The organism is Sinorhizobium sp. 8-89, from assembly GCF_030124325.1.
GTDB lineage: Bacteria > Pseudomonadota > Alphaproteobacteria > Rhizobiales > Rhizobiaceae > Sinorhizobium.
This window is the reverse complement of the sequence record NZ_JASKLR010000023.1, coordinates 21,932-42,592: the sequence shown is the minus strand read 5'-3', so window position 1 is coordinate 42,592 and position 20,661 is coordinate 21,932. Positions and strand designations below refer to the sequence as shown.

Annotated in this window: 15 protein-coding genes and 2 pseudogenes; 8 read left to right on the top strand and 9 right to left on the bottom strand. The window is 54.3% G+C overall.

Features of this window, described 5'->3' with window-relative positions:
• The first annotated feature begins 7 nt into the window (after positions 1 to 7).
• The 8 genes from QN219_RS27345 (at position 8) to QN219_RS27310 (ending at position 9,851) form a co-directional block, all read left to right on the top strand.
• Positions 8 to 967, top strand: coding sequence for a sugar ABC transporter permease (locus QN219_RS27345; RefSeq protein WP_284003327.1), 960 nt, complete (start codon positions 8 to 10; stop codon positions 965 to 967).
• Positions 964 to 1,809 (top strand): carbohydrate ABC transporter permease, encoded by an 846-nt coding sequence (locus QN219_RS27340; protein ID WP_284003323.1) that lies wholly within the window; start codon positions 964 to 966, stop codon positions 1,807 to 1,809. Before QN219_RS27345 ends, QN219_RS27340 begins: the two co-directional genes overlap by 4 nt.
• Positions 1,810 to 1,816: 7 nt before the next feature.
• Complete coding sequence (locus tag QN219_RS27335; protein ID WP_284003320.1) at positions 1,817 to 2,962, top strand: acyl-CoA dehydrogenase family protein; 1,146 nt, start codon at positions 1,817 to 1,819, stop codon at positions 2,960 to 2,962.
• Complete coding sequence (locus tag QN219_RS27330; protein ID WP_284003318.1) at positions 2,962 to 4,140, top strand: CaiB/BaiF CoA-transferase family protein; 1,179 nt, start codon at positions 2,962 to 2,964, stop codon at positions 4,138 to 4,140. The genes QN219_RS27335 and QN219_RS27330 overlap by 1 nt, the downstream gene beginning before the upstream one ends.
• Positions 4,141 to 4,319: 179 nt before the next feature.
• Entirely contained in the window at positions 4,320 to 5,870 is a 1,551-nt protein-coding gene (locus QN219_RS27325; RefSeq protein WP_309486625.1) for a PLP-dependent aminotransferase family protein, read from the top strand.
• Between the two features lie 71 nt (positions 5,871 to 5,941).
• Positions 5,942 to 6,763 (top strand): SDR family oxidoreductase, encoded by an 822-nt coding sequence (locus QN219_RS27320; RefSeq protein ID WP_284003316.1) that lies wholly within the window; start codon positions 5,942 to 5,944, stop codon positions 6,761 to 6,763.
• 191 nt (positions 6,764 to 6,954) lie between these two features.
• Positions 6,955 to 8,208, top strand: a complete 1,254-nt coding sequence (locus QN219_RS27315; RefSeq protein WP_284003314.1) for a sugar ABC transporter substrate-binding protein — start codon at positions 6,955 to 6,957, stop codon at positions 8,206 to 8,208.
• Positions 8,209 to 8,375: 167 nt separating this feature from the next.
• Complete coding sequence (locus QN219_RS27310; protein WP_283979697.1) at positions 8,376 to 9,851, top strand: amidase; 1,476 nt, start codon at positions 8,376 to 8,378, stop codon at positions 9,849 to 9,851.
• 699 nt (positions 9,852 to 10,550) lie between these two features.
• Here QN219_RS27310 and QN219_RS27305 read toward each other — a convergent pair.
• From QN219_RS27305 to QN219_RS27265, 9 genes and pseudogenes are all read right to left on the bottom strand, one after another.
• Positions 10,551 to 11,585, bottom strand: a complete 1,035-nt coding sequence (locus QN219_RS27305) for a histone deacetylase family protein (protein ID WP_284003312.1) — start codon at positions 11,583 to 11,585, stop codon at positions 10,551 to 10,553.
• 234 nt (positions 11,586 to 11,819) lie between these two features.
• The gene (locus QN219_RS27300) at positions 11,820 to 13,157 is read right to left on the bottom strand and encodes a sugar ABC transporter substrate-binding protein (protein ID WP_283979695.1); all 1,338 of its coding nucleotides are present in this window, start codon (positions 13,155 to 13,157) and stop codon (positions 11,820 to 11,822) included.
• A 368-nt stretch (positions 13,158 to 13,525) separates the two neighbouring features.
• On the bottom strand, positions 13,526 to 14,470 hold the full coding sequence (locus QN219_RS27295; RefSeq protein ID WP_284003311.1) for an aminotransferase class IV: 945 nt from the start codon (positions 14,468 to 14,470) through the stop codon (positions 13,526 to 13,528).
• 142 nt (positions 14,471 to 14,612) lie between these two features.
• Complete coding sequence (locus QN219_RS27290; protein ID WP_284003308.1) at positions 14,613 to 15,935, bottom strand: sugar ABC transporter substrate-binding protein; 1,323 nt, start codon at positions 15,933 to 15,935, stop codon at positions 14,613 to 14,615.
• A 438-nt stretch (positions 15,936 to 16,373) separates the two neighbouring features.
• Positions 16,374 to 16,682 (bottom strand): annotated as a pseudogene (locus QN219_RS27285) (TrbI/VirB10 family protein); the annotation flags it as partial.
• A 119-nt stretch (positions 16,683 to 16,801) separates the two neighbouring features.
• Complete coding sequence (locus tag QN219_RS27280) at positions 16,802 to 18,004, bottom strand: FAD-dependent oxidoreductase (protein WP_284003306.1); 1,203 nt, start codon at positions 18,002 to 18,004, stop codon at positions 16,802 to 16,804.
• Between the two features lie 10 nt (positions 18,005 to 18,014).
• Complete coding sequence (locus tag QN219_RS27275; protein WP_284003304.1) at positions 18,015 to 18,326, bottom strand: MocE family 2Fe-2S type ferredoxin; 312 nt, start codon at positions 18,324 to 18,326, stop codon at positions 18,015 to 18,017.
• A 62-nt stretch (positions 18,327 to 18,388) separates the two neighbouring features.
• Positions 18,389 to 19,405, bottom strand: coding sequence for a sterol desaturase family protein (locus QN219_RS27270; protein WP_284003302.1), 1,017 nt, complete (start codon positions 19,403 to 19,405; stop codon positions 18,389 to 18,391).
• 362 nt (positions 19,406 to 19,767) lie between these two features.
• A pseudogene (locus QN219_RS27265) lies at positions 19,768 to 20,532 on the bottom strand (glutamate dehydrogenase); the annotation flags it as partial.
• Positions 20,533 to 20,661: the final 129 nt, after the last annotated feature.

The following is a 20,661-nucleotide window of genomic DNA, read 5'->3' as shown; positions in this document are numbered from 1 at the left end:
ACGCGAGATGAACAGCGAGATACAGAGAAGCGGCACTCAAGCGGCCGCATTGAACATGGAGGTGGAACAACGGCGCCGGTGGTTCGGCTACCAGAAACGGGAGGCGCTGGTGCCTTACGCGTTTCTTCTGCCAAGTTTCCTCGCCTTGGCGGTCGTATTTTTTTACCCGATGATCCACGCGATCGTTATCAGCTTCTACTCGAATAACATCGGAAGCGCGGCTCACTTTATTGGCCTTCAGAACTATCGAGAGGTCATCGCAAGCGACTGGTTTCCAACGGTGATGAGGACTTCGTTATTTTGGACCGTTGGCAATGTCATCTTCGTATGCGGCTTCTCGCTGGCGATTGCCCTGATGCTGGATAGGAAATTTCCGGGGCGGGGTCTCGTCCGTGCATTGTTCTTTTTGCCTTGGGCGGTGCCGTACGTTGCAGCAGGTATCGTATGGGGTTGGATGTATGACTATGAATTTGGCGTACTGAATTACCTGATCAATGCGATTGGCCTTGCGTCAAACAAGGTCAACTTCCTCACGGCATGCCCGTCAGCCTTCTATAGCGTAGGTGCTCTGTCGATCTGGAAGCTCGTGCCGTTCGGCACGGTGATGTACTTGGCGGGCTTGCAGACCATACCGTCCGAATACTACGAAGCCGCAAAGATCGACGGGGCCGGCCCCATCCAGGCATTCAGGCATGTCACCCTACCCGGCTTACGCGGTGTAACAGTCATGCTCACGCTCCTGATTGCGATTTGGAGCTTCGGGTGGAGCTTCACAGCAATCTTCCTTCTGACAGAGGGCGGGCCGGCCGGTTGCACAGAAACCATCGTGGTACGCAGCTACCTTGAAGCCTTCAAGTTTTTCCACGTAGGCACTGCCAGCGCGATCGGCGCAATTGTTCTGCTCCTGTCTCTCACATTCTCGGCAGCGTACCTTGCTCTGGTTTATCGGAAAGGAAGCCAGCGATGACTAAAATACATGAGACAAAGCAGTTGCTCTGGTCAGCAGCATTCTACGTGGCACTTGTCATTCTTCTTGTCGCGGTATTGTTCCCGTTCTACTGGATGTTCAAAACCTCCATGGATTCGAACGGAGCAATCTTTGCCTACCCGCCGAAGTTAGTGCCCCAGTCTTATGACTTCCATGCGTATGTCGGCCTACTAAACAGCACAGAAATAGTCCTCTGGCTTTGGAACTCGCTCGTGGTTGCCGTTGGATCCACGGTGCTCGCTTTGGCCGCGGGTATCTCCGGCGCTTATGGGCTGTCCCGGTTCAGGTATCGCGCAAAGTCTTCTCTGGCGCTTATCGTTCTCACGACGCAGATGATGCCTCCGCTCGTCCTGATCATCCCGATCTACACAATCTATATTAGCTTGAATCTGACGGACACGCTTTTCGGCCTAGTCATTGGAAACTTCGCGTTTTCGCTTCCCGTCGTGATCTGGATGATGAAGTCAATTTTTGACACGATCCCCGTGGAAATAGAAGAGGCTGCTCGCGTCGATGGTGCGTCCTGGTTCTTCATTATGACCCGCATCACCTTGCCAATCGCGCTTCCCGGACTGGTCGCCGTCTCCGTCTTTACCTTCATCAATGGGTGGGACGAATTCATGTTCGCGCGCACGGTCGTTACGGCGACAGACAAGTGGGTTGGTACTGTGGGACTGGCGTCCTTCATAGGGATTTATGTGACGCCCTGGGATCAAATTCTGGCGGCTGCAACGATCTTCACGCTACCGCCCGTGATCCTTTTCCTCCTCATTCAAAAGCACTTCATGGCTGGCCTCGGCGCTGGCGCAGTAAAGGGATGATTGCACTATGCACGCTACGTTAACTCCAGAGCAAGGCGCCATTAAAGACATGGCACGACGATTTGCTGCTGAGGAGATCGCACCCAAAGCTCGTCAAATCGACGAAACTTCAACGTTTGACCGGGGGCTTCACAAGAGACTCGGTGAGCTCGGGCTCCTCGGCATGACAGCTCCAGTGGAATACGGTGGAAGCGGTGCAGATACCGTTACCTGGTGCATGGTTGTTGAGGAGATCGCCAAAGCGTCCTCCGCAGTGGCCAACGGCGTTACTCTTACGGAATCTATGGTGCACTATCTTGTCGCGATGGGCACTGAGGAGCAAAAGCAGAAATATCTTCCGCGCCTTGCCAGTGGCGAATCGCTTTGCAGCTTTTGCCTTACCGAACCAAACGCTGGTTCCGACGCCGCTTCTCTAACTACCACTGCTACCATCGAGGACGATGACGTCATTCTCAATGGCCAGAAGATGTGGATTTCAGGCGCCCTCGTCGCCGACTTCTTTATTGTTGTCGCAACAGTCGACAAGTCGCAACGCTCCAAAGGCGTTCGCACTTATATCGTCGAAAGGGGAACCCCGGGCCTCAATTTCGGCGAGAAGCTCGACCTGATGGGCATCCGCGGCTTCGCGACAGCGCCGGTATTCTTCGACAATTGCAGGATCTCCAAAAGCCAGCAGCTTGGTGGAGACGAAGGATTTCGAGCAGTGATGCACGGACTTGATGGCGCTGGCCGCTTGGGTGCAGCCGCGATGGCAGTGGGCGTCGCTCAGGCCGCTATGGACGTCGCACTGAAATACTCGCTTGAACGCGAACAATTCCGTCAGCCTGTTTTCGACTTCCAATCGGTACAGTTCATGCTTGCCGACATGGCGATCGAGATCGAGGCTGCTCGGCTTCTGATGCATAATGCCGCGGCACTACGAGATGCCGACCAGCCCTTCACGTTCGCCACATCGCTTGCGAAGACATTTGCCGGCGACATGTGCATGAGAAACGTAACCAACGCCATGCAGATCTTTGGCGGCTATTGCTACTCCAAGGAATATCCGATCGAGCGGCTCTTCCGGGATGCGAAAATTCATCAGATCTGGGATGGAACCAACCAAGTGCAACGAATGATCATTGCACGTCACCTTAAGAAGGAGGCTGCATGATGCCTAAGACTGCACTTGACGGAATCCGCGTCGTTGCTTTCACACATTTTGCTGCCGGCCCGATCGCAGCTCAATACATGGGTTCTTTGGGCGCCGATGTGATTAAAATCGAGAGCCCGGCTCAGGACGTAAATCGATACGCGTTGCGCGATCCGGACGGTCATCTGCAGGGCATCAGCCCCTATTTTGTCGTGACGAACCGCAATCAGCGCAATGCTTGCTTGAATCTCAAGACTGAGGATGGCTTAACCGCTGCGAAGGCCCTGATAGCATCAAGCGACGTGCTGATTGAGAACTATCGTCCGGGCGTGATGGAAAAGCTAGGCCTGGGATACGAGGAGGTCAAGAAAATCAATCCACGCATTATCTATGCGTCAATCTCGGCATATGATCCCGAAGGTTCGGCGGGCGACCGCCCGGGACAGGATCTTCTGATCCAAGCGCTGAGCGGAATCGCGTCCCTGACCGGTCGGGGTGACGGCCCTCCAATCCCCGTGGGCGCGTACATTATTGACGGCTTCACCGCGATGCAGGTCCTAGTGGGTATCCTCGCAGCGCTACGCCACCGGGACGCGACTGGCGAGGGGCAAGCTGTACGCGCGGACATGATGTCATCGTCGATGTTTCTGATGTCACAGGAAGCTTCCTACATCCTCAACGTTAATCCCAATCCGATCAGAAGCAGCGCTGGGATTGCCCATGTCAACCAATCGGCTCCTTACGGTGTGTATCAAGTGAAGGATGGGGCGATTGTCCTGTCGACATTTGGTGGCGTACCGATGGTCAAAAAACTCGTTATCGCGCTACAAATCGAAGACTTGACCGAAGAGGATATCACTGAGCAGAAGATCCGCTTCAATCGGGATCAAATTGCTGGAAAAATTGCCAAGCGCCTTGCAACCATGAGCATTGCCGAAGCCACGGCGATAATTGAGCCGACAGGCACCTGGACTGCGCCTGTCCGCACACTTGGCGAAGCGCTTGCTGACCCCGCGGTGGTCGAAACGGGGATCATCCAAGACGTTAATACCCCTTACGGCGGTCAATATAAGGTTGTCGTGGAACCTCTCCGCATGGAGAAAACGCCACTTGTTTCGCGCCGACCGGCAGCGGCATTGGGGGAGCATACCAAAGAGGTGTTGGCTGAAATCGGTCTCTCCTCTGTCGAAACGGTATAGGCGTAAATTAGTATTGACCCCGGTGCGCGTAGTGGTCTCGGGGTCAATTAGCAGTGACGTAGGAGCAGGCCGAACCTGGGGTATTTGAGCCTGTTTAACAATAGAATACCCGCGTATTAAGGAGTAACTTGGATCCTGTGTATCACCTCGTCGGATAGGAAATATGAGGCCGCTTTGCTATGTCCATTGAATCCAAGCGAGCGCCGCGAGGGTCACTCGCCGAACTTATCGCGTTGACGATCGATCGATCTTCGGACGTTCCAATCTTCCGACAAATATATTTGGGACTGAGAGAGGCGATCATCGGGGGGCGCTTGAAGGCTGAGTCTAGACTGATGTCCACACGGGCTCTAGCGGATGAACTTAGCGTTTCTCGTAATTCGGTCACACAGGCATACGAGCAACTAACGGCAGAGGGTTACATTTGTGGGCGTTCAGGTTCGGGCACGTTTGTTGCCGACGTTTCCATTGACCTATTGCAGCCAACGAGAGCCCGTGGCGTAGAGCAAACGTTCGCTCCACCAGATGATCTCTCCAAGTTAGGCAAAATTGCCGAGCACTGGTGGCCGTCACTCCCCCTTGGTGGTCGGCAGCCATTCAACCCCGGCGTCTGCTCACTCGATGCAAATAGCCTCCAGAGCCTGCGCAGGCTAGCCCAACGTCACTTGCTAGCCTTGGGCGAAAGCCACTCATCCTACTCGCATCCTCAAGGGCTGCCTCAACTGCGGGAGCAAATAGCTATCTACTTACGAGCTGCGCGAGCGGTGAGGTGCGATGCGGAGAACATCATTGTTGTCAGCGGTGCTCAACAGGCAGTCGACTTGGCCCTTAAGGTCCTGGTCGACAGCGGCGATCACGTTTGGCTTGAAGACCCTTGCTATTCAACGACGCGAGCGGCAGTTGAGAGTGTAGGAGGCCGCATATTTCCAGTCCCTGTCGATAGCGACGGCATAGACGTCGGCTTCGGTGTGGCCAACTGCAGGACTGCCCGTTTGTCTTTCGTGACACCATCGCACCAGTATCCTCTTGGCGTCACGCTTTCACTACAACGTCGACTGGAACTTCTGAGGTGGGCGCGCGAAAATAATGCCTGGATTATTGAAGACGACTTTGATAGCGAAATCCGATATGAAGGCCGGCCTCTAGCCTCTTTGCAGGGGCTGGATGAAGCATCGAGAGTGATTTATATAGGAACATTCTCCAAGATGCTTATGCCTGGCCTGCGCGTGGGTTTCGCTGTGGTGCCAACACGGTTAATGCCTGCATTTCTTGCGGCTCGTTTCCTGGCTGATCGCCAGCCTCCCATGTTTCAGCAACTGCTCATGGCAGATTTTCTCGCTGAGGGCCATTTGACTAGCCACCTTTCTCGAATGCGCCGCGTTTACCGAGAAGCACGAGACCAACTCTGTAAGACAATCGATCGCCATTTGGGCGATCACATCGAAATATTGCCAACTGTACAAGGAACGCAACTGTTTGCTCACCTGCGCGACAAACGAATAAACGATGTGGAATTCTGTCGGCGAGCGGCGGACGTTGGTGTTGCTCTTAAGCCGATCAGTCCGATGTGCATCAAGAGAACGGATGCACATGGCCTTCTGCTTGCATTCGCAGGTTTCAGTCAAACTGAAATAAATCTTGCTGTCTCGCGTCTCGCCACGCTCCTTAACTCCAGAGAAACTTTCGCTTCCGCGAAATTGAACACCAGCAGAATTGGCTCCCCGCACTGACGCCAAGCGGTCCTGTCAGGTTGTCATCGCAGCTTATAAGCTGAGAAGATCTGAGCATTAGGAAACGCACGATGATTTCAAACCCAAACGAGCCTCTCACGCATCGACCGCTTGCCGGATTCTACGGAAGACAATTCGACTTAACAGGTCGTACTGCCGTTGTCACCGGCGGCGGGCGCAACATAGGACTTGCATGTGCACAAGCTCTAGCCGAGGCCGGTGCCAAAGTTGTCATCACTGGACGGTCAGACAGCGACACGGCTGAACGTGGAAGGGATGAACTCGCGCATCTCGGATACGACGCCAGTGTCTTGAAATTCGACGTAACCAAAGCCGACGAGGTCGAAAAGGCCGCGGAAATTGTCGCTGATCAGTTTGGTGGCGCAGACATTCTCGTCTGCAATTCTGGCGCAGGACTTGGAAGATTTCCGGCGGAAGATCTAGCCGATGAGGCTTGGATGCAAACGCTAGATCTCAATCTAAATGGCGTCTTCAGATGCTGCCGCGCCTTTGGTAGGCAAATGCTCACAAAGAAAAAAGGAGCGATTATCAACATCGGTTCCATCTCTGGTGAGATTGTCAACCGCCCGCAATTCCAGTCGGATTACAACGTCGCAAAGGCCGGTGTGCACCATCTGACCAAGTGTCTAGCGGCCGAATGGGCTGATCGTGGCGTGCGTGTCAATGCTGTAGCTCCGACCTACATCGACAAGCCGGGGAGATGGGGCAAGGATGACGACTCGATCTTTTCCACGTGGATGAGTTCCACGCCCATGAATAGGCAAGGCGAGCCACACGAAATTGGCTCAGTCGTGCTTTTTCTGGCCTCGGATGCATCGAGCCTGATGACAGGTGCGATCGTCATGGCCGACGGTGGCTACACTGTCTGGTGAGTAGTTGAGAGCGTGTTTCGGCTCACCGAAAGCACGCGCGGGCCTTTCTGAATTTGTTCCGCATTTAGGGGGGCCGGGAAGTGGCTCTATCCAACGTCGAAATGCGGCCCTTCAATAACGAAAAGCCAACGCCGACATTGGCGTCGCTCTGTGAAACCGCGAGCAACGCTTCGTCTAGGGAGAGAGAAAGCATGCGTATAATATCAACAATGGGGATGGTGTTAGCAATGACTTTGGGGACGGCAACAGTCGTCCACGCTGAAGAGATAACCTGGCCCGGGTATATGTGGCAAGATCCCGAAGACGTTCCCTTTTATGGAGCCTTCGCGGATGATTTTGAGAAAGCGAATCCGGATATCCAAATCAAGCGGGTCCCGGTACCTTATAGCGGATTCTTTGACAAGCAGTTCACCGACCTTGCTTCGGGGAATCCAGCCGACATTGTGACAATGTTCGATGGCGAACTGGGAACCTACATCGAGAACGGATTTCTTGAGCCGCTCAATCCCTATCTCGACAAGGCGGGTATTTCGCTTGACGATTTTGGCCCCAGTGCTCGTCTTGCGGTTAGGGACGGCAAGATCTATGGCGTAAACATAATCGTCAATCCGGTGGTACTACTCTATCATTCAAAGTTGCTGGAACAGGCCGGCGTGCAGCCGCCGAAGGATATTTCGGAATATTACGAGGCGCTCAAGAAACTCAATCAACCTGAAAAGCACCAATTTGCCACCAATATTTTCGCGAAGCCTGGTGCAGCGAACCTGCAATATAACAGCGTACAGACCTATGTAAGAGGGTTTGGGGTAGACTTTTTTGAGAAAGGTAAGCCGACTGCCGACAAACCTGAAACGATCGAGGCGCTGCGTTTCTACAAAAAAATCTATGATGAAAACCTGACGCCAAAAGGCATGGACATCAACGGCGCTGCTCAGCTTTTCTATCAGGGCAAGATCGCCATGGAGCCCGTAGCTTCTTTTGCGGGAAAGCTTGTCGGAAAGATAAGCCCTGAGTTGGGACCTCACCTCCGTGCCATGGCCTTACCTTTTCCTGGACACGCAACCAAAGCGCTGAGCGTCTTCGTGGGGATCGGAAAAGATTCCAAAAACAAGGATGCTGCGGGTAAAATGGTGGCCTTCATCGCGACTCTTCAGGAGCAGCAGAAGATCCTCGATCTCATTGGTCAGCCGCCGGCACGTCTTGATATAGATTACACGGCAACCCTATCCAAATATCCTTGGTTCCAAGCTTACATCGACGCGGCGCATGATCCGAAGACGAAGTCAATCGCGCCCGAAGGGGCGGAGTCTTTCGCGGCGGAAGTGCAAAAGGTTGTCGGCGCAAATGTGGAAGCTATGCTCTTTTCCGGCGTCTCGCCAGAGGACACGGCGGCGAAGATGCAAAAGGAACTTCTGGCTTTAGTCGCTTCCAAAAAGAAGAACTAGCTGCTTCAGGAACGTAAAAAATAGTGGCCGCAAAGCATTGCGGCCACTCCCTACACCGTACGCGGTGTGGAACGAAGTAAGCCTCATGCAGTCGCCGCACCATCGATCGGGCAACTAGGGCGCCATACCCTGTTTGTTGATTTGTGCAGATAAGGAAACTTTCATATATGAGCGCAGAAAAGAATACCGCGATTGAGCTAGCCCGGTTAGACGGCGTTGCGCAGGCCGAACTAGTTCGGAAAGGTGAACTTTCGGCCCGTGAACTGGTTCAAGCGGCAATCCACCGCATCGAGGCCGGAAACGGCGTAGTCAATGCGGTGGTACACAGAAGGTTTGAACAGGCGCTAGAGGAGGCTGATTTTGTCCGGCCAGGGTCTACAGCGCCACTTGCCGGTGTGCCGTTCCTGTTGAAGGATACTACCGGCGCCGCACAGGCTGGGGTACCACATACCCTAGGGAACATTGCGCTCAAGCGGATTAACTACACGGCCGAAGCCGATTCTGCGCTCGGTGCACGCTTCAAAGAAGCGGGTTTGGTCACCCTTGGGGTGACCAGCATGCCGGAATTCGGGCAGCTTTGCGACACTCAATCGCTCGCGTTTGGCCCCACGCGCAATCCCTGGTCCTTGGATCACTCAGTTGGGGGCTCGTCGGGAGGATCAGCAGCTGCAGTTGCGGCCGGTTTTGTTCCCGTTGCGCACGCGGGCGACGGCGGTGGCTCGATCAGGCAGCCCGCAGCATGGTGCGGGGTTTTCGGGTTGAAGCCATCGCGCGGGCGGATGCCGAAGCTGGTGGGTTCGATTGACGACATATATAGCGTGCCATTCGTGATTTCGCGCACGGTACGCGACAGCGCGGTGGTTCTTGACGCAGTGAATGGTTCGCTTCCGGGCGACCCTTTCTCGCTTCCACGGCCCAGTGCACCATATTTTGCCGATCTAGGTGCGCCTGCGCGTGTGCTACGAATTGGTCTCTTGACGGACGCTCCCGGCGGATTGAAAGTCGATCCGGAATGTGTCCGCGCGGTCGAAGATGTCGGAAAGCTTCTGCAGGCGGCCGGCCATAACGTGGAACTCACGCACCCATCAGCGATACTCGAGACCAAACCGGGATGGGTTGACCGAGTTAGATTTGGAGACTGCTTTCCTGCGGCAATCGCACACCTTGCGAAGGTTCTTGGCCGTCCGGTGGAAGAGAAGGACGTCGAACCGCGCACCTGGGCAGAATACCAGAAGAATTTGGGGCTCTCTTCTCAAGATCTTCGCGAGTCCTGGAATTGGCATCTTGCTCGATCAGCGAGAATGCTACAGTGGTGGGAGCAAGGTTTCGATCTCCTTGTGACGCCGGTTGTGCATCAGTTGCAGTATCGCCTCAAAGAAGTAGCTGAGAGTTCCTTTGAGCAGCAGTCGGCCATTGACCTTAGCGAATCGGTGTTTCTTGAGCCTTTCAATGCGTCTGGTCAACCAGCGATGGTCTTCCCTGTCCGATGGACCGAGGAACAGCTACCCGTCGGCGTTCAGGTTGCTGCAGCGCGAGGCGAAGATCGGTTGTTGCTGCAAGTTGCTACTCAGATGGAGCAAGCAATCGGGTGGCCCTCACGATTAGCAAGTTTAGAGCCTCCAGCTGGGCTGCAGGGTGCTTAGTCGCAGGACGGCATCCATCTTAAATAGACTTTGATGAGGTCTTCCGAACCGCAAGCGAATTTGTTTAGCCGAAGCGGCGACTGGGCGGGGAGCGAAATTGTGCCCGCACACGTTCGCTGGTTCGGCTCCAGCGAAGACAGCGGGGGGGAGGCCCGAGATCGTGAAGCATCCTTGCATTTCAGGTTTCGCCGCGGTTCGTCAACTAAATGAATTGGAATCCGGCGAGCGCGCGGAGTGTATTGGTTCGGCTGGTCTGCGATGATGCGTTCGATCTTTTCCGGATCAACATTGCTCATCGACGAGGAAATGCCGGACACACTGCCATGCTAGGTGCGGATTTTAGCGAGAGCGTTCGGTTGAGGTGTTAAGGCACGCCTTCCGTGCGATCATAGCATGGAACATCTCGCCGTAATCGATGTTGTCTGAGTTGGTTACGATTTACTGGATGGGTCCGAGATCAGCCTGGCGTATTCGATCTTGCAGACGTGCATATTGTCGATGTACTCACACCGGGGTGTGAGCCAATCTCTGGAGATGCCGCAGGCGGCGGAGAGGTCGACAACGGAATGAGGCGCCCGTAGACGCGGACCGCTGGCCATCAGGCGACAATCGGTCGGTTTCCTCAGCGAGTTTGGATTGAGCAATGAAACAGCTTGATGGCCGGCGGTTCGGGATAATGCTCTACTAGGAGATTCAGTCTCAGCCCGCGGGTGGATCGTTCTCAAAGCCACGTAAAAAACTTTTGAGGTAGCCGCCTAAGTAGGCGCTGAGATACCCCCCCTCCTGTACCAGCAATGTTGGTCGCCGTAGCCCTGCAAAGCGTCTGCCAGCCTCAAAGAAACCGTCATCGGTGATATTAAAGATACCATTGGGATCGTGTTGGCCGGCATCAAGCCCAAGGGATACAACGACGGCCTGCGCACCAAATTGCTCGACTTTCGAAAGCGCGCTGTCGAGCGCCAGCAGCCATGAAGCATTGCGGGTACCTCTTGGCAAGGGCAGGTTGATATTGCACCCTCTACCTAGCCCCTCCCCCTCTTCGTCTGCGTAGCCTACATAGAAAGGCGGCGCAACCGATGGGTCAACGTGAACGGAACAAAACAATACATCGGATCGACTGTAAAAAATGTGCTGAGAGCCATTGCCGTGATGAACGTCAATATCTACAAGCGCAACCTTCTCAAAACGCGTTGCGAGCAACTGTGCTGCGATCGAGGCATTGTTAAGAAAACAGCTTCCAGACATAAGATCCGGGTAGACGTGGTGTCCGGGGGGGCGACAAAGTGCGTACACCGCATTCACCCCCTCAAGCACCCTGCGAGCACCATGGGCGGCCACCTGAGCACTCGCATGAACGGCGGTCCAGGTTTCAGCTGTGACTGGACAACCTGTGGAGTTGCAATACCATCCGAGTTCTCCACGTAAGTCCTTTGGCTTTCGGTGCATACGGTGCGTTGGATGGGAGTCAGGTACTGCGTAGTCTCCGCAGTCGGGCATTGTGCTCCAGCGTTGATAAAGTGTCCTTAAGAACTCGACGTACTCACGATCGTGCACCGCGAGAACAGGATCAATAGGCCCAATCGGTGCGATCTCCTCTTCATGCCCGTCATCGCGCGCGGCTGCTAGGAGAATACCGTACCGCTCCGCTCGATCAGGTGCCTCCATGAGCTTGCCGCGTCGTAGAGCCCATTGTGGATCATGTAGAGCTTGATCAGGGTGGTGGATGACAAGCATGGGGGTAACCTTACTGAGAATTAAAAAGGGCGTTGATTGCGTGTAACAGCATCGCATCGTCCAACCACATGCCTAGTAGTCGGTGAGAGGCGCGGCCAAACAGCAAAGAGACAGAATGCAATGTTTGCGGCAACGTCTTCAGTTCGTATCCAGAGACAGTCATTAAGCGACGCTAACCGCTGAAGCGAACCCTTGAAGGAATAATCAAGGCGCAAAATTAGCGTTCCCATCATGTTAATTCTTCCCGCGGGCTGCTAGAAGCGCCTCCAAATCTTCCTGCATCGCGTTCGCCGCCTCCTCAGGTTTGGAGTCGCCGAAGAGCATTTGATCGAAGCGGGTGCCAACGATTTTGATGACTTCTGGGCCAATAGCTTCCGCTCCGTCCGGTGCAAACGAGACCGTGTGTGGATCGTTAGCGGCGTCTCTGAAGGCGGTGAACCATGGGTTTGCAGCGATAAAGGTTGAGTAGTCGATGTCCCGCAGGCCTGGTGGCGAACCCTGTATGCGAAGTACCTCGCCTTGCCATCGCCGGCTCGTCGCGGCTAGAAGGACGCGCGCTGCTGCATCTTTATGCTGCGCCGTCTTGCCAATTCCTAGGAATACTGAGAGCGCGAATGTGCGGTTGCCGGGAAATGGCAAAGCCGTCGCACCTAGCTCGTCCATCCGTGCCGCACTTGCTTTTCGAACCAGGCCACTCATGAAAGGACCACCGGCATACATCGCAATTTTACCCTCTGCGAAAAGCTGGCGGTAAACGTTAATATCCATGCCTCTCGGGATCAAATCTTCGTCATAGATCTGTTTGTAGAATTTCAGCGCTTCGATCGTTTCCGGCTTGGTCGCTGTTGGCGTCCCCTTTTCGAAGAAAGCTCCACCAAACCCAGTGATGATCGGCATGATTTCACTAAACAGGTTGTTTGGGTCTCCTGGTTTGGAATAGGTAGCAAAACCCCACTGCTGCATATCCCTTTTTCGCAACTTTCGCAGAGCTGCGTGGAATTCCGCGAGATTTCTTGGTGCCTCTAAATCTTCGTTTCGAAGTAAACTGCCGTGATAAAATAGCGCCCGCGGATTGACGAGAAACAGCAATCCATAAATATTGCCATCCTTGACTGCAGCGCGAGCACCGGGCTGGAAACTGTCGAGTGTGACGCCGGCTTTCTCGATGTACGAATTGAGCGGCTCAAGGAAGCCGTGTTCGACGTATGATTTTATCTCGGTGTCGAACATCGTTACGATGTCAGGTGCGTTACTGGCGGACAGCTCAACAAACTGCTTATCCCAGAAATCTCCGTACGGCACTGGGATATCGCGGATTTTGACGTCAGGATTACTGTTCTCGAACTCCTCTTTGAATGGCCGCCAGAACAAAATATCCTGTGGGTTTGACCACTCATAACCAGGGAATGCTACCTCGGTGACAGGCTCTGCGGCATTGGCCGTGGTGTAACCTGCTACGGTAGCAGCCAGGGCGGCGCCCAAAACCTGCCGTCGCGAGAGCTGAAAAGTTGTAGCGTCCATTAGAATTGGCGATGGGCCATTGGCTTGCGTATTTGTCCGATTGCTCCCCATCTTTTCCTCCTATTAACGGATGGCGGCCTATTGTTCCCGCCCCTCACTGCGATTGAAGATTGAAAGGTCTGCCTCATCGAGATGAAGTAGAGATCGGAGAATTCACGTCCTCACCAACACTATCGTGAGCCGAGTCGGTGTTTCGATCCTTCACATATTTCAGCACTGTGTTCGACGATCCGAACTTGTGATGTTCGCCGCGGTTTTAGATTGGTCATAGCCGTGCGTTATATCCTCCGAATTTGAAGACTTCGTCGAATACGGCGGCTCAAGGCTGTTATCCGGTGGGCAGCCCACCGGAGTCAGTTTAGCTTCGTCGAGGCTATGGGCTGTTCGGCGGATCCGAGCTTCGGATCACTGGGTGGAAATTATTCAGCGGCCGCACCTGATTTCTGCGGCTGAACATCCACTCGTGTCGTGAGCCAATCCCTGTATTTTGAGATCCGCCCCCGTCCCACGTTCTCGTAAGACTCCCAAAGACGTAGGGTGACAGGACCCGGAGCCGTTCGCTTCAGCTTGATACCGTCAATGCTGCGAACTGGACGCACCTCTTGGAAGCTATTGCAGAGGAACGCTTCCTCGGCAATTGCCGTTTCTGTCCGGTCAATCTCTCTTACCTCGACGGGGATGCCAAGTTCGTCAGCAGCAATTTTAAGGAACGTATCACGAGTGATGCTTTCGAGGATACCTGCCGAAACTGGAGGCGTGACGAGGGCCCCGCGGCGAATCATCATGAAGCAGGAATTGGTTGATTCCGACACCATGCCAGCGGAGTTCAGAAGAAGCGCCTCATCATAACCATGACGCTTAGCGTCCATGAGTGCGAAACGGCCGTTGTGATAATTAGGACCCGCTTTGATGCGCGGAGGCATCGAGGCATCGTCGATGCGTCGCCAACTACTGAATCCCAAACTTACTGTTCGGTCCGACAATGTCCCGGGCTCGCGGGGTGTTGCGGTGCATACGAGTGCGAGAGGACCGCTCACGTCGTAGAGACCTTCACCGGTTACGATGATGGAAAGGCGAATATGGGCGTCCCCTGAGATGTCGTTAGCTTTGAGAGTTTCCCAAATCGCATGTTCGAACTCCGCATCAGAGTACTGTTGGGGAAGCCTCATTAGGTCAATAGATTCGCGCAGCCTGTCCAGGTGCTCGCGTAGTCTGAACAGGTACTGCTGGTCGCCATAGTAACAGCAAATACCCTCGAAGACATTGGCACCATATTTCGCGCCGGTGGATGCCACGTGGATCGTGGCACTTTCCCATGGAATGATCTTTCCATCCATGTAGATCTTGGTTTTGCTGTTGCTCATGGATTCTCCTACTAAGTTTTGAGCGAGATTAAGAAGGACATTCGTCCCCGCTCGCGGTCGCCTTTGACCGCGAGAAAATTCTTTGTGGGCCGGCCGCTACGGCATTCACGATGCAGACCGCAGCCAAAGCTTCTGGGTGAAGCTACTTTTTGTGAGACATCGCCAAGGCTACCAATTCTTTCTGCATTTTCGCGGCGGCATCTTCAGGCGTGACATTGTTGAAGAGCATGGCCTCAACATTGCCACCGATGATCTTAATAACCTCGGGAGCATAAGACTCGGCGCCATCAGGAGCATAGGAAACGGTGTTCGGATCTTTGGCAGCTTCAATGAACGCCTTGAACCACGGATGCTCTGCGAGATAACCACTGTAATCCACATCGCGCCGCCCCGGAGGTTGTCCAGCGATTTCGAGCAGTTTATTTTGCCACTCGCGGCTCACCATAGAGGTGAGGACCTTTGCTGCTGCATCCTTGTTCTTAGCGGATTTGCCGATTCCCATAAATACGCTCAACGCAAACGTCCGTTTTCCGGGGAAGGGCAATTGCTCGGCAGCAAGTTCTTTTCCGCGTTCCGCGTTGGCTTTCTCTACCAAGGCGCCCATGTAGGGCCCTCCAGCATACATTGCGATTTTTCCTTGGACAAAGATCTGCCGATAGCCGTTTACATCCATGCCCTTGGGTATCAGGCTTTGATCGTAAAGCTTCTTATAGAAACGCAACGCCTCGATGGTCTCCGGCTTGGTTGCAGTGGGCTCGCCCTTCTCAAAAAACGAACCGCCGAAGCCAAACACGATTGGCGCGGTTTCGAGATAAAGGGTGTTCGGATCGCCAGCTTTTGCCCAAGTTGCGAACCCGAATTCACCTTCGCTCTCGTTGCGCAACTTTTCGACAGCAGTTGTGAACTCGGACAGGTTGGTCGGCGGCTTGAGGCCAGCCTTTTCGATCATTCCTCGATGGTAGAACAGTGTCCGGGGATTGATAATCAAGTTAATCCCGTAGATCTTGCCGTCTTTGACGGCGGCGCGAGCGCCAGGATAAAAGTCGTCGAGCGAAATTCCTGCCTTCTCGAGATATGGGTTGAGTGGTTCGAGAAGATCTTTGTCGATGTATGATCTCACTTCCGTATCAAACATCGTCACGATATCCGCTGAGTTCCCGGAAGAGAGATCCAGAAACTGTTTGTCCCAGAAGCTGCCGAACGGCGTGGGAATTTCTTTGATATCGATATCTGGATTTGCCTCCTCAAATCCTTTCTCGAAGGCTTTATAAAAAGGTGAATCTTCCGGGTCTTGCCACACATAGCTGGGCCAAGTGACTTCGGCGCCGCGAGCAATAGGTGCTGCGACCAATGTCATTGCAAGAACGATCCCCATTGTTGATTTTATATGCATGTTATCTCCCTTAGCTCTCCCAAGAGCTTTTCTCGGTTTTAAAGCGGCTCCATTGAGTGCCAGCAACAGCATTTAAACAAGGTCCACTTGGCTCAGGTGCACGGGGCCATTTATTAGGTCGATGTCAACGGGCGAGGCACTAGTTTCACACTCCGTCTCATGCCAGCGGCGTAGTTGGAGAGGTTGGCGGATGTAGCTTAAGCGGTTAATTTGATGCAGAATTCGGCCGTTCGAGCCAACCCTGCGACCGATCTCGCTAGCTGCCATGACCGACGATATGTTGTTGTCCTTGGCTTTTCTAGCGTTGGAAGCAGGCAGGTGACATCCGCTTATGACGGCGATCGCATTGCTCGGAGGGCGGCGACTTCTGCGGTTGCCGAACGGCGCCTGCAGCTGGCCGAGCGGCTTGCCGCTGCGGTCCGACAATCGACAATCCACTGGATGCGAGCGGATGATGCACGAGATCACCGATCCTACGCGCTCGGATCCGAGATCGGCTATGCTTTGCTATTATTTGCCGAGCAGAATCTGATTTTTGTAGGCGCCTGAAAACACAATATCCTGATCGACAAGCACGTTGAACTTGTAGCCTGGCCGGATCTCCAGCGTTGGCTGGACATTGAGGTTGCGACTGATCGTCCGCTCGGCGACCCGGCCGAAGCTTTCCGCGAAATTCCGCCTGGCCGCATCCGACGCGGTCTCCTGCGTGGCAAGCGTCGAGCTCTCCGGTATCGAGGCGTCGATCCCTGTGCCAATCAGCGCAATCAGCGCCGCCGAGCCGAATGTCCGCCAATAGTGATTATTCACCTCGTCGTGAAAGATGATGAGGCTTGTGGCTTAGAGTTGTTGTCGCGATCATCTTTAGAGTAGTTCGATTTTTGATTGCCGCTTTGTCGTGCAGCCATTTAGTTGACCACGGCTATTTCAGCACATCCACTTCAAGCAAGCTGCGTCCGTTTCAGAAACGATTTAAGGCTTACAGTTGGATCAGCGAGAAGCTTCGTATCCAAGCTTACCTGTGTATCAATAAGCATTTCCGCTAAGCGAATGTCTTTGGCGATAGCGCCGCCAGGACCGAGGCCCGCAGCAGCCGCCAGGCGTCCGTGCTCGTCAAGGAAGAAAACAATCTCGGCACCATCAACCAGATGACGGGTTATGTTTACATGGTCCCTTGATGGCAGCCCGACGACCTGCAGCCCGAGCTCATATTGATCGGACCAGAACCAAGGCTGGGTAGTGATCGGTTGCGCTCCGCCAGCCATATTGCGCGCGGCGATCTCCCCTTGTACGCGTGCGTTACGCCACGTTTCATAGCGCGCGGTTTTCCCTGCACCAAGATCGAGGCGTGCGCAGTCACCAGCCGCAAAGATATCGGAGGCAGAAGTACGAAGAAAAGCGTCTACGAGAACGCCGTCTTGAGTAGAAACTCCCGAAGCTTTGGCAAGGGAAATGTTGGGAGCAACGCCGATCGCGGTTATGACGACATCCGCCGCGACAAGGCTTTTATCTGTTAGACGCACCCCAAATTTGTCGATCTCTTCGACGATTGCATCAAATCGGAATTTGACGCCTTCCTCCACATGCCTTTCGTGAATACGTCGCGCCAGTACATCTGGCACCGCCCTTCCGAGCGGACGCGTTGCCACATCGATCACGGTTACATCGATGCCAAGTTTTTTGAGACAAGCTGCCAGTTCCATTCCGATTAGGCCGGCTCCGATGATAGCGAAACGAGCGCCGGTGGAAGCCATCTCATAGAGCCGCTTCGCATCTTCCAGCGTCCGTAGAACGTGAGTGAGTTCTCCGCCGGGACAGGTTAGTCTGCGCGGCGTTGCGCCGGTTGCTAATAGGAGGCGCTCGTAGGGAAGATGGCCTTGTTTGTCTAGGGAAATAACCTTTCTAGCCGAATCAAGCGACGTCACTCGTGTACCCGGCAGGTAGGTTATTCCAGCAGCTTCCAACTGGGCGGTATCGCAGATCAACTTATGCTCTATGCCCCTGTTCGAAGGTTTTGACAGCGGCGGCCGCTCATAGGGCAAGCTTGCCTCGTCGCCGATCAAGGTCACCGGTCCGTTGTATCCGGCTTCGCGTAGTGCGTACGCTGCTCGGGTTCCACACTCGCCAGCGCCGACGATGGCCATTCCTGCCCGTTCAAATCTCAATCCAAACACGGCCGTCCTCGATTTTGGCTTGATAGGTTTTGAGATCGACGCACGGCGGCATGCGCAGCGCCTCGCCGGTTTTGTAGTCGAATACCCCGTCATGTTTGGGACATTCGATCGTGTTGTCCATCACCAGACCATCCGCGAGGTGAACCTTCTCATGCGTGCATAAGCCGTCCGTGCAGAAATACTCATCTTCAGGACTGCGAAAAATAGCAAAGGTGCGCCCGCCGAAATCAAAGCGGATCACCTCCTCCTGCTCAATTGCTTCTGTAGAGCAAGCTTCCACCCACTGTGCCATTCTAATTCCTCTAATGTTCTGAACGAGGAGCGGTATTCCCCCTCCTTTGACCTTGCGTGAGTTCACATTGGTTTGGATAATTTCTTGTTTACGCGCTCTTTTTTCTTTTGATAGCGAGCGTGCATTCGCGCATCAGCTTCCTTGCTGCCGTCATGGTAAGTTCCAAACCACTGATCGAAAGGGATCAACCCGCCGCCGTAGTTCACCTCAAAAAACTTGTGGTGGAGGTAGTGGACGTAGTCGTCGCCATCCACGAGGATGTCATCGGCAACTTCGATTTTGTTAAAGCCCACGTGCCCTACGATTGCGCCGAACCCTGTGTAGTGCAATTGGTAAAGAGCGAGAATGGGATTAGAGGGAATTACGAGATGCCAAAGGGCTTCCCCGAAGTAACCCAGCTGCTCTATCGGGTGCATCGATAGAGACGACCACGGTGATGGGTTAACCGAGTTGTGATGTACCGAATGAATCCATTTATATAACGGGCCCCAATGGAGAAGTCGGTGCAGCAGATAGAAATGCGTAGAATGAATAAGAGGCACTGCCAGGCCCACTGCCAAAATATACCACGGATGTTCCGTAAAAGTCATCCAAGGGGCATATCCCCAGGCATAAGCGTATAGGATCACAACTTCGATCGCGGTCCAAATGGGCAAGCCGGTGCCGAAGGTGCGGATCATGTTGTCTATATTTTGCCGTCCGAAGAAAAAGGCTTCGCTTCGTTGCTCGGCGGGAAATTTGCTGTTGTACTTGAACCTGTTCTCCTGGCGGCGCAAAATGTAAAGCCGCAGTTCAAAGGCGCCGTAAAACAGAAACACGGCTACACAATTGACAACGAAGAGGCGCAGAATCCAAGACATCGCCAGGGTCTTTGTCACCTCAGGATCGGGCACTACGAAATGCCAATATGCCACTGCGGAAGCCGCGAAAAGCAGGTTCCACGGCAAGAAATAATGCGGCAACCACTTTAGGAATGCGATCGGCCGTGGCGGCAGTGCGAATAGTGGTGCGGGTTGCGCATTGGCGTTTGGAGCCCAGTCCCCGCGCTTGTTACGGGTACCGTATTTGAGATCGTCCATGACTTCCTCCACAGCCGTACATCCCTCACGCATGAAGTATGAGCGAACGAGATAGTTGATAAGCGGCTCCATGATGGTCCGTCCTGCCGCGTAAAGGAAAGGTCCACTTGCTGCCTTAGAAAAGATCCACTATCGGGCCGCCTTTCAAAAGGTGCTAAGCCCTACCTAATGCTGGTCGACAACGCCAACGCCGATGGCTGGGCGAGGTGCGAAAAACGGAGTCGCGTTTGCAAATGAAAGTCGTACTCTCAGCCATTTGCGTCGCAGCCCCTCCCGACCTGTATTGAATAAGATGCTGATGAGCTTATACGCACATGTATGCCGCGACACAGACTGATAATGCCGTGTGAGAGCAACTCCAATCAAATGCCTATCGCTTCGTAGGCTTCCGCGATCTGACGGATGGATGCGACGTAGGCGGCCGTGCGGTAATCGCCGAGTTCCGGTTGTTCCTGCATCAGGTCGGCAATACGCGACCACGTGCTGCGCATGACGTCTTCGAGGCCGGAGCGTACGAGGTCGATTTCGGCGCCCCCTTCGAGGAATTCGTCGCGCATGTCGGTGGGAAACTCCTTACCGGTCATCCGCTCCAGGACAGTGGCGATTGCATGGTTCCGCCGCTCGCGCCGCCGCCGTTCCATCAGGCCGAATGGGATGTGGGTCAGGTTCTTCACCCACTCGAAATAGCTCACCACCACGCCGCCGGCGTTGACATAGAGATCGGGAAGGATTGTTACGCCGCGCGCGCGCAGGATCTTGTCCGCATCGAAGGTGATCGGCCCGTTGGCGGCCTCTACGACGAGTTGCGCCTTTATGCGCTCGGCGTTTTCCGCATGGATGGCATTTTCCATCGCCGCCGGGATCAGCACGTCGCAAGGCTGCTCGATGCCCGTCATGTCGCGGGCGAGCGAGGCGCCACCGTCGAAACCGAGGATGCTGCCGGTGCGGATCTGATGCTGCTTCAGCGCCTCGATCGCCAGGCCGTCAGGATTGGCAACATAGCCGTCTCGTTCCGCAACGACGAAGATGCGCGCGCCGTCCTCTTCGGAGAGGAACTTGGCGGCGTGGTAGCCGACATTGCCGAAGCCCTGAACAATCACGGTGGCGCCCTCGAGATCGCGACTAAGCTCGAGATTGCTTCAGTGAGACCGGCCAGCGCGATCGCTGCATGCCCAACCACGTTCCCAATGGTTATGTAGTTTCCACCAAGGCCGATCAGCCGTGGCGCCAAGCCTCACAACGGCTCTTGATTTACA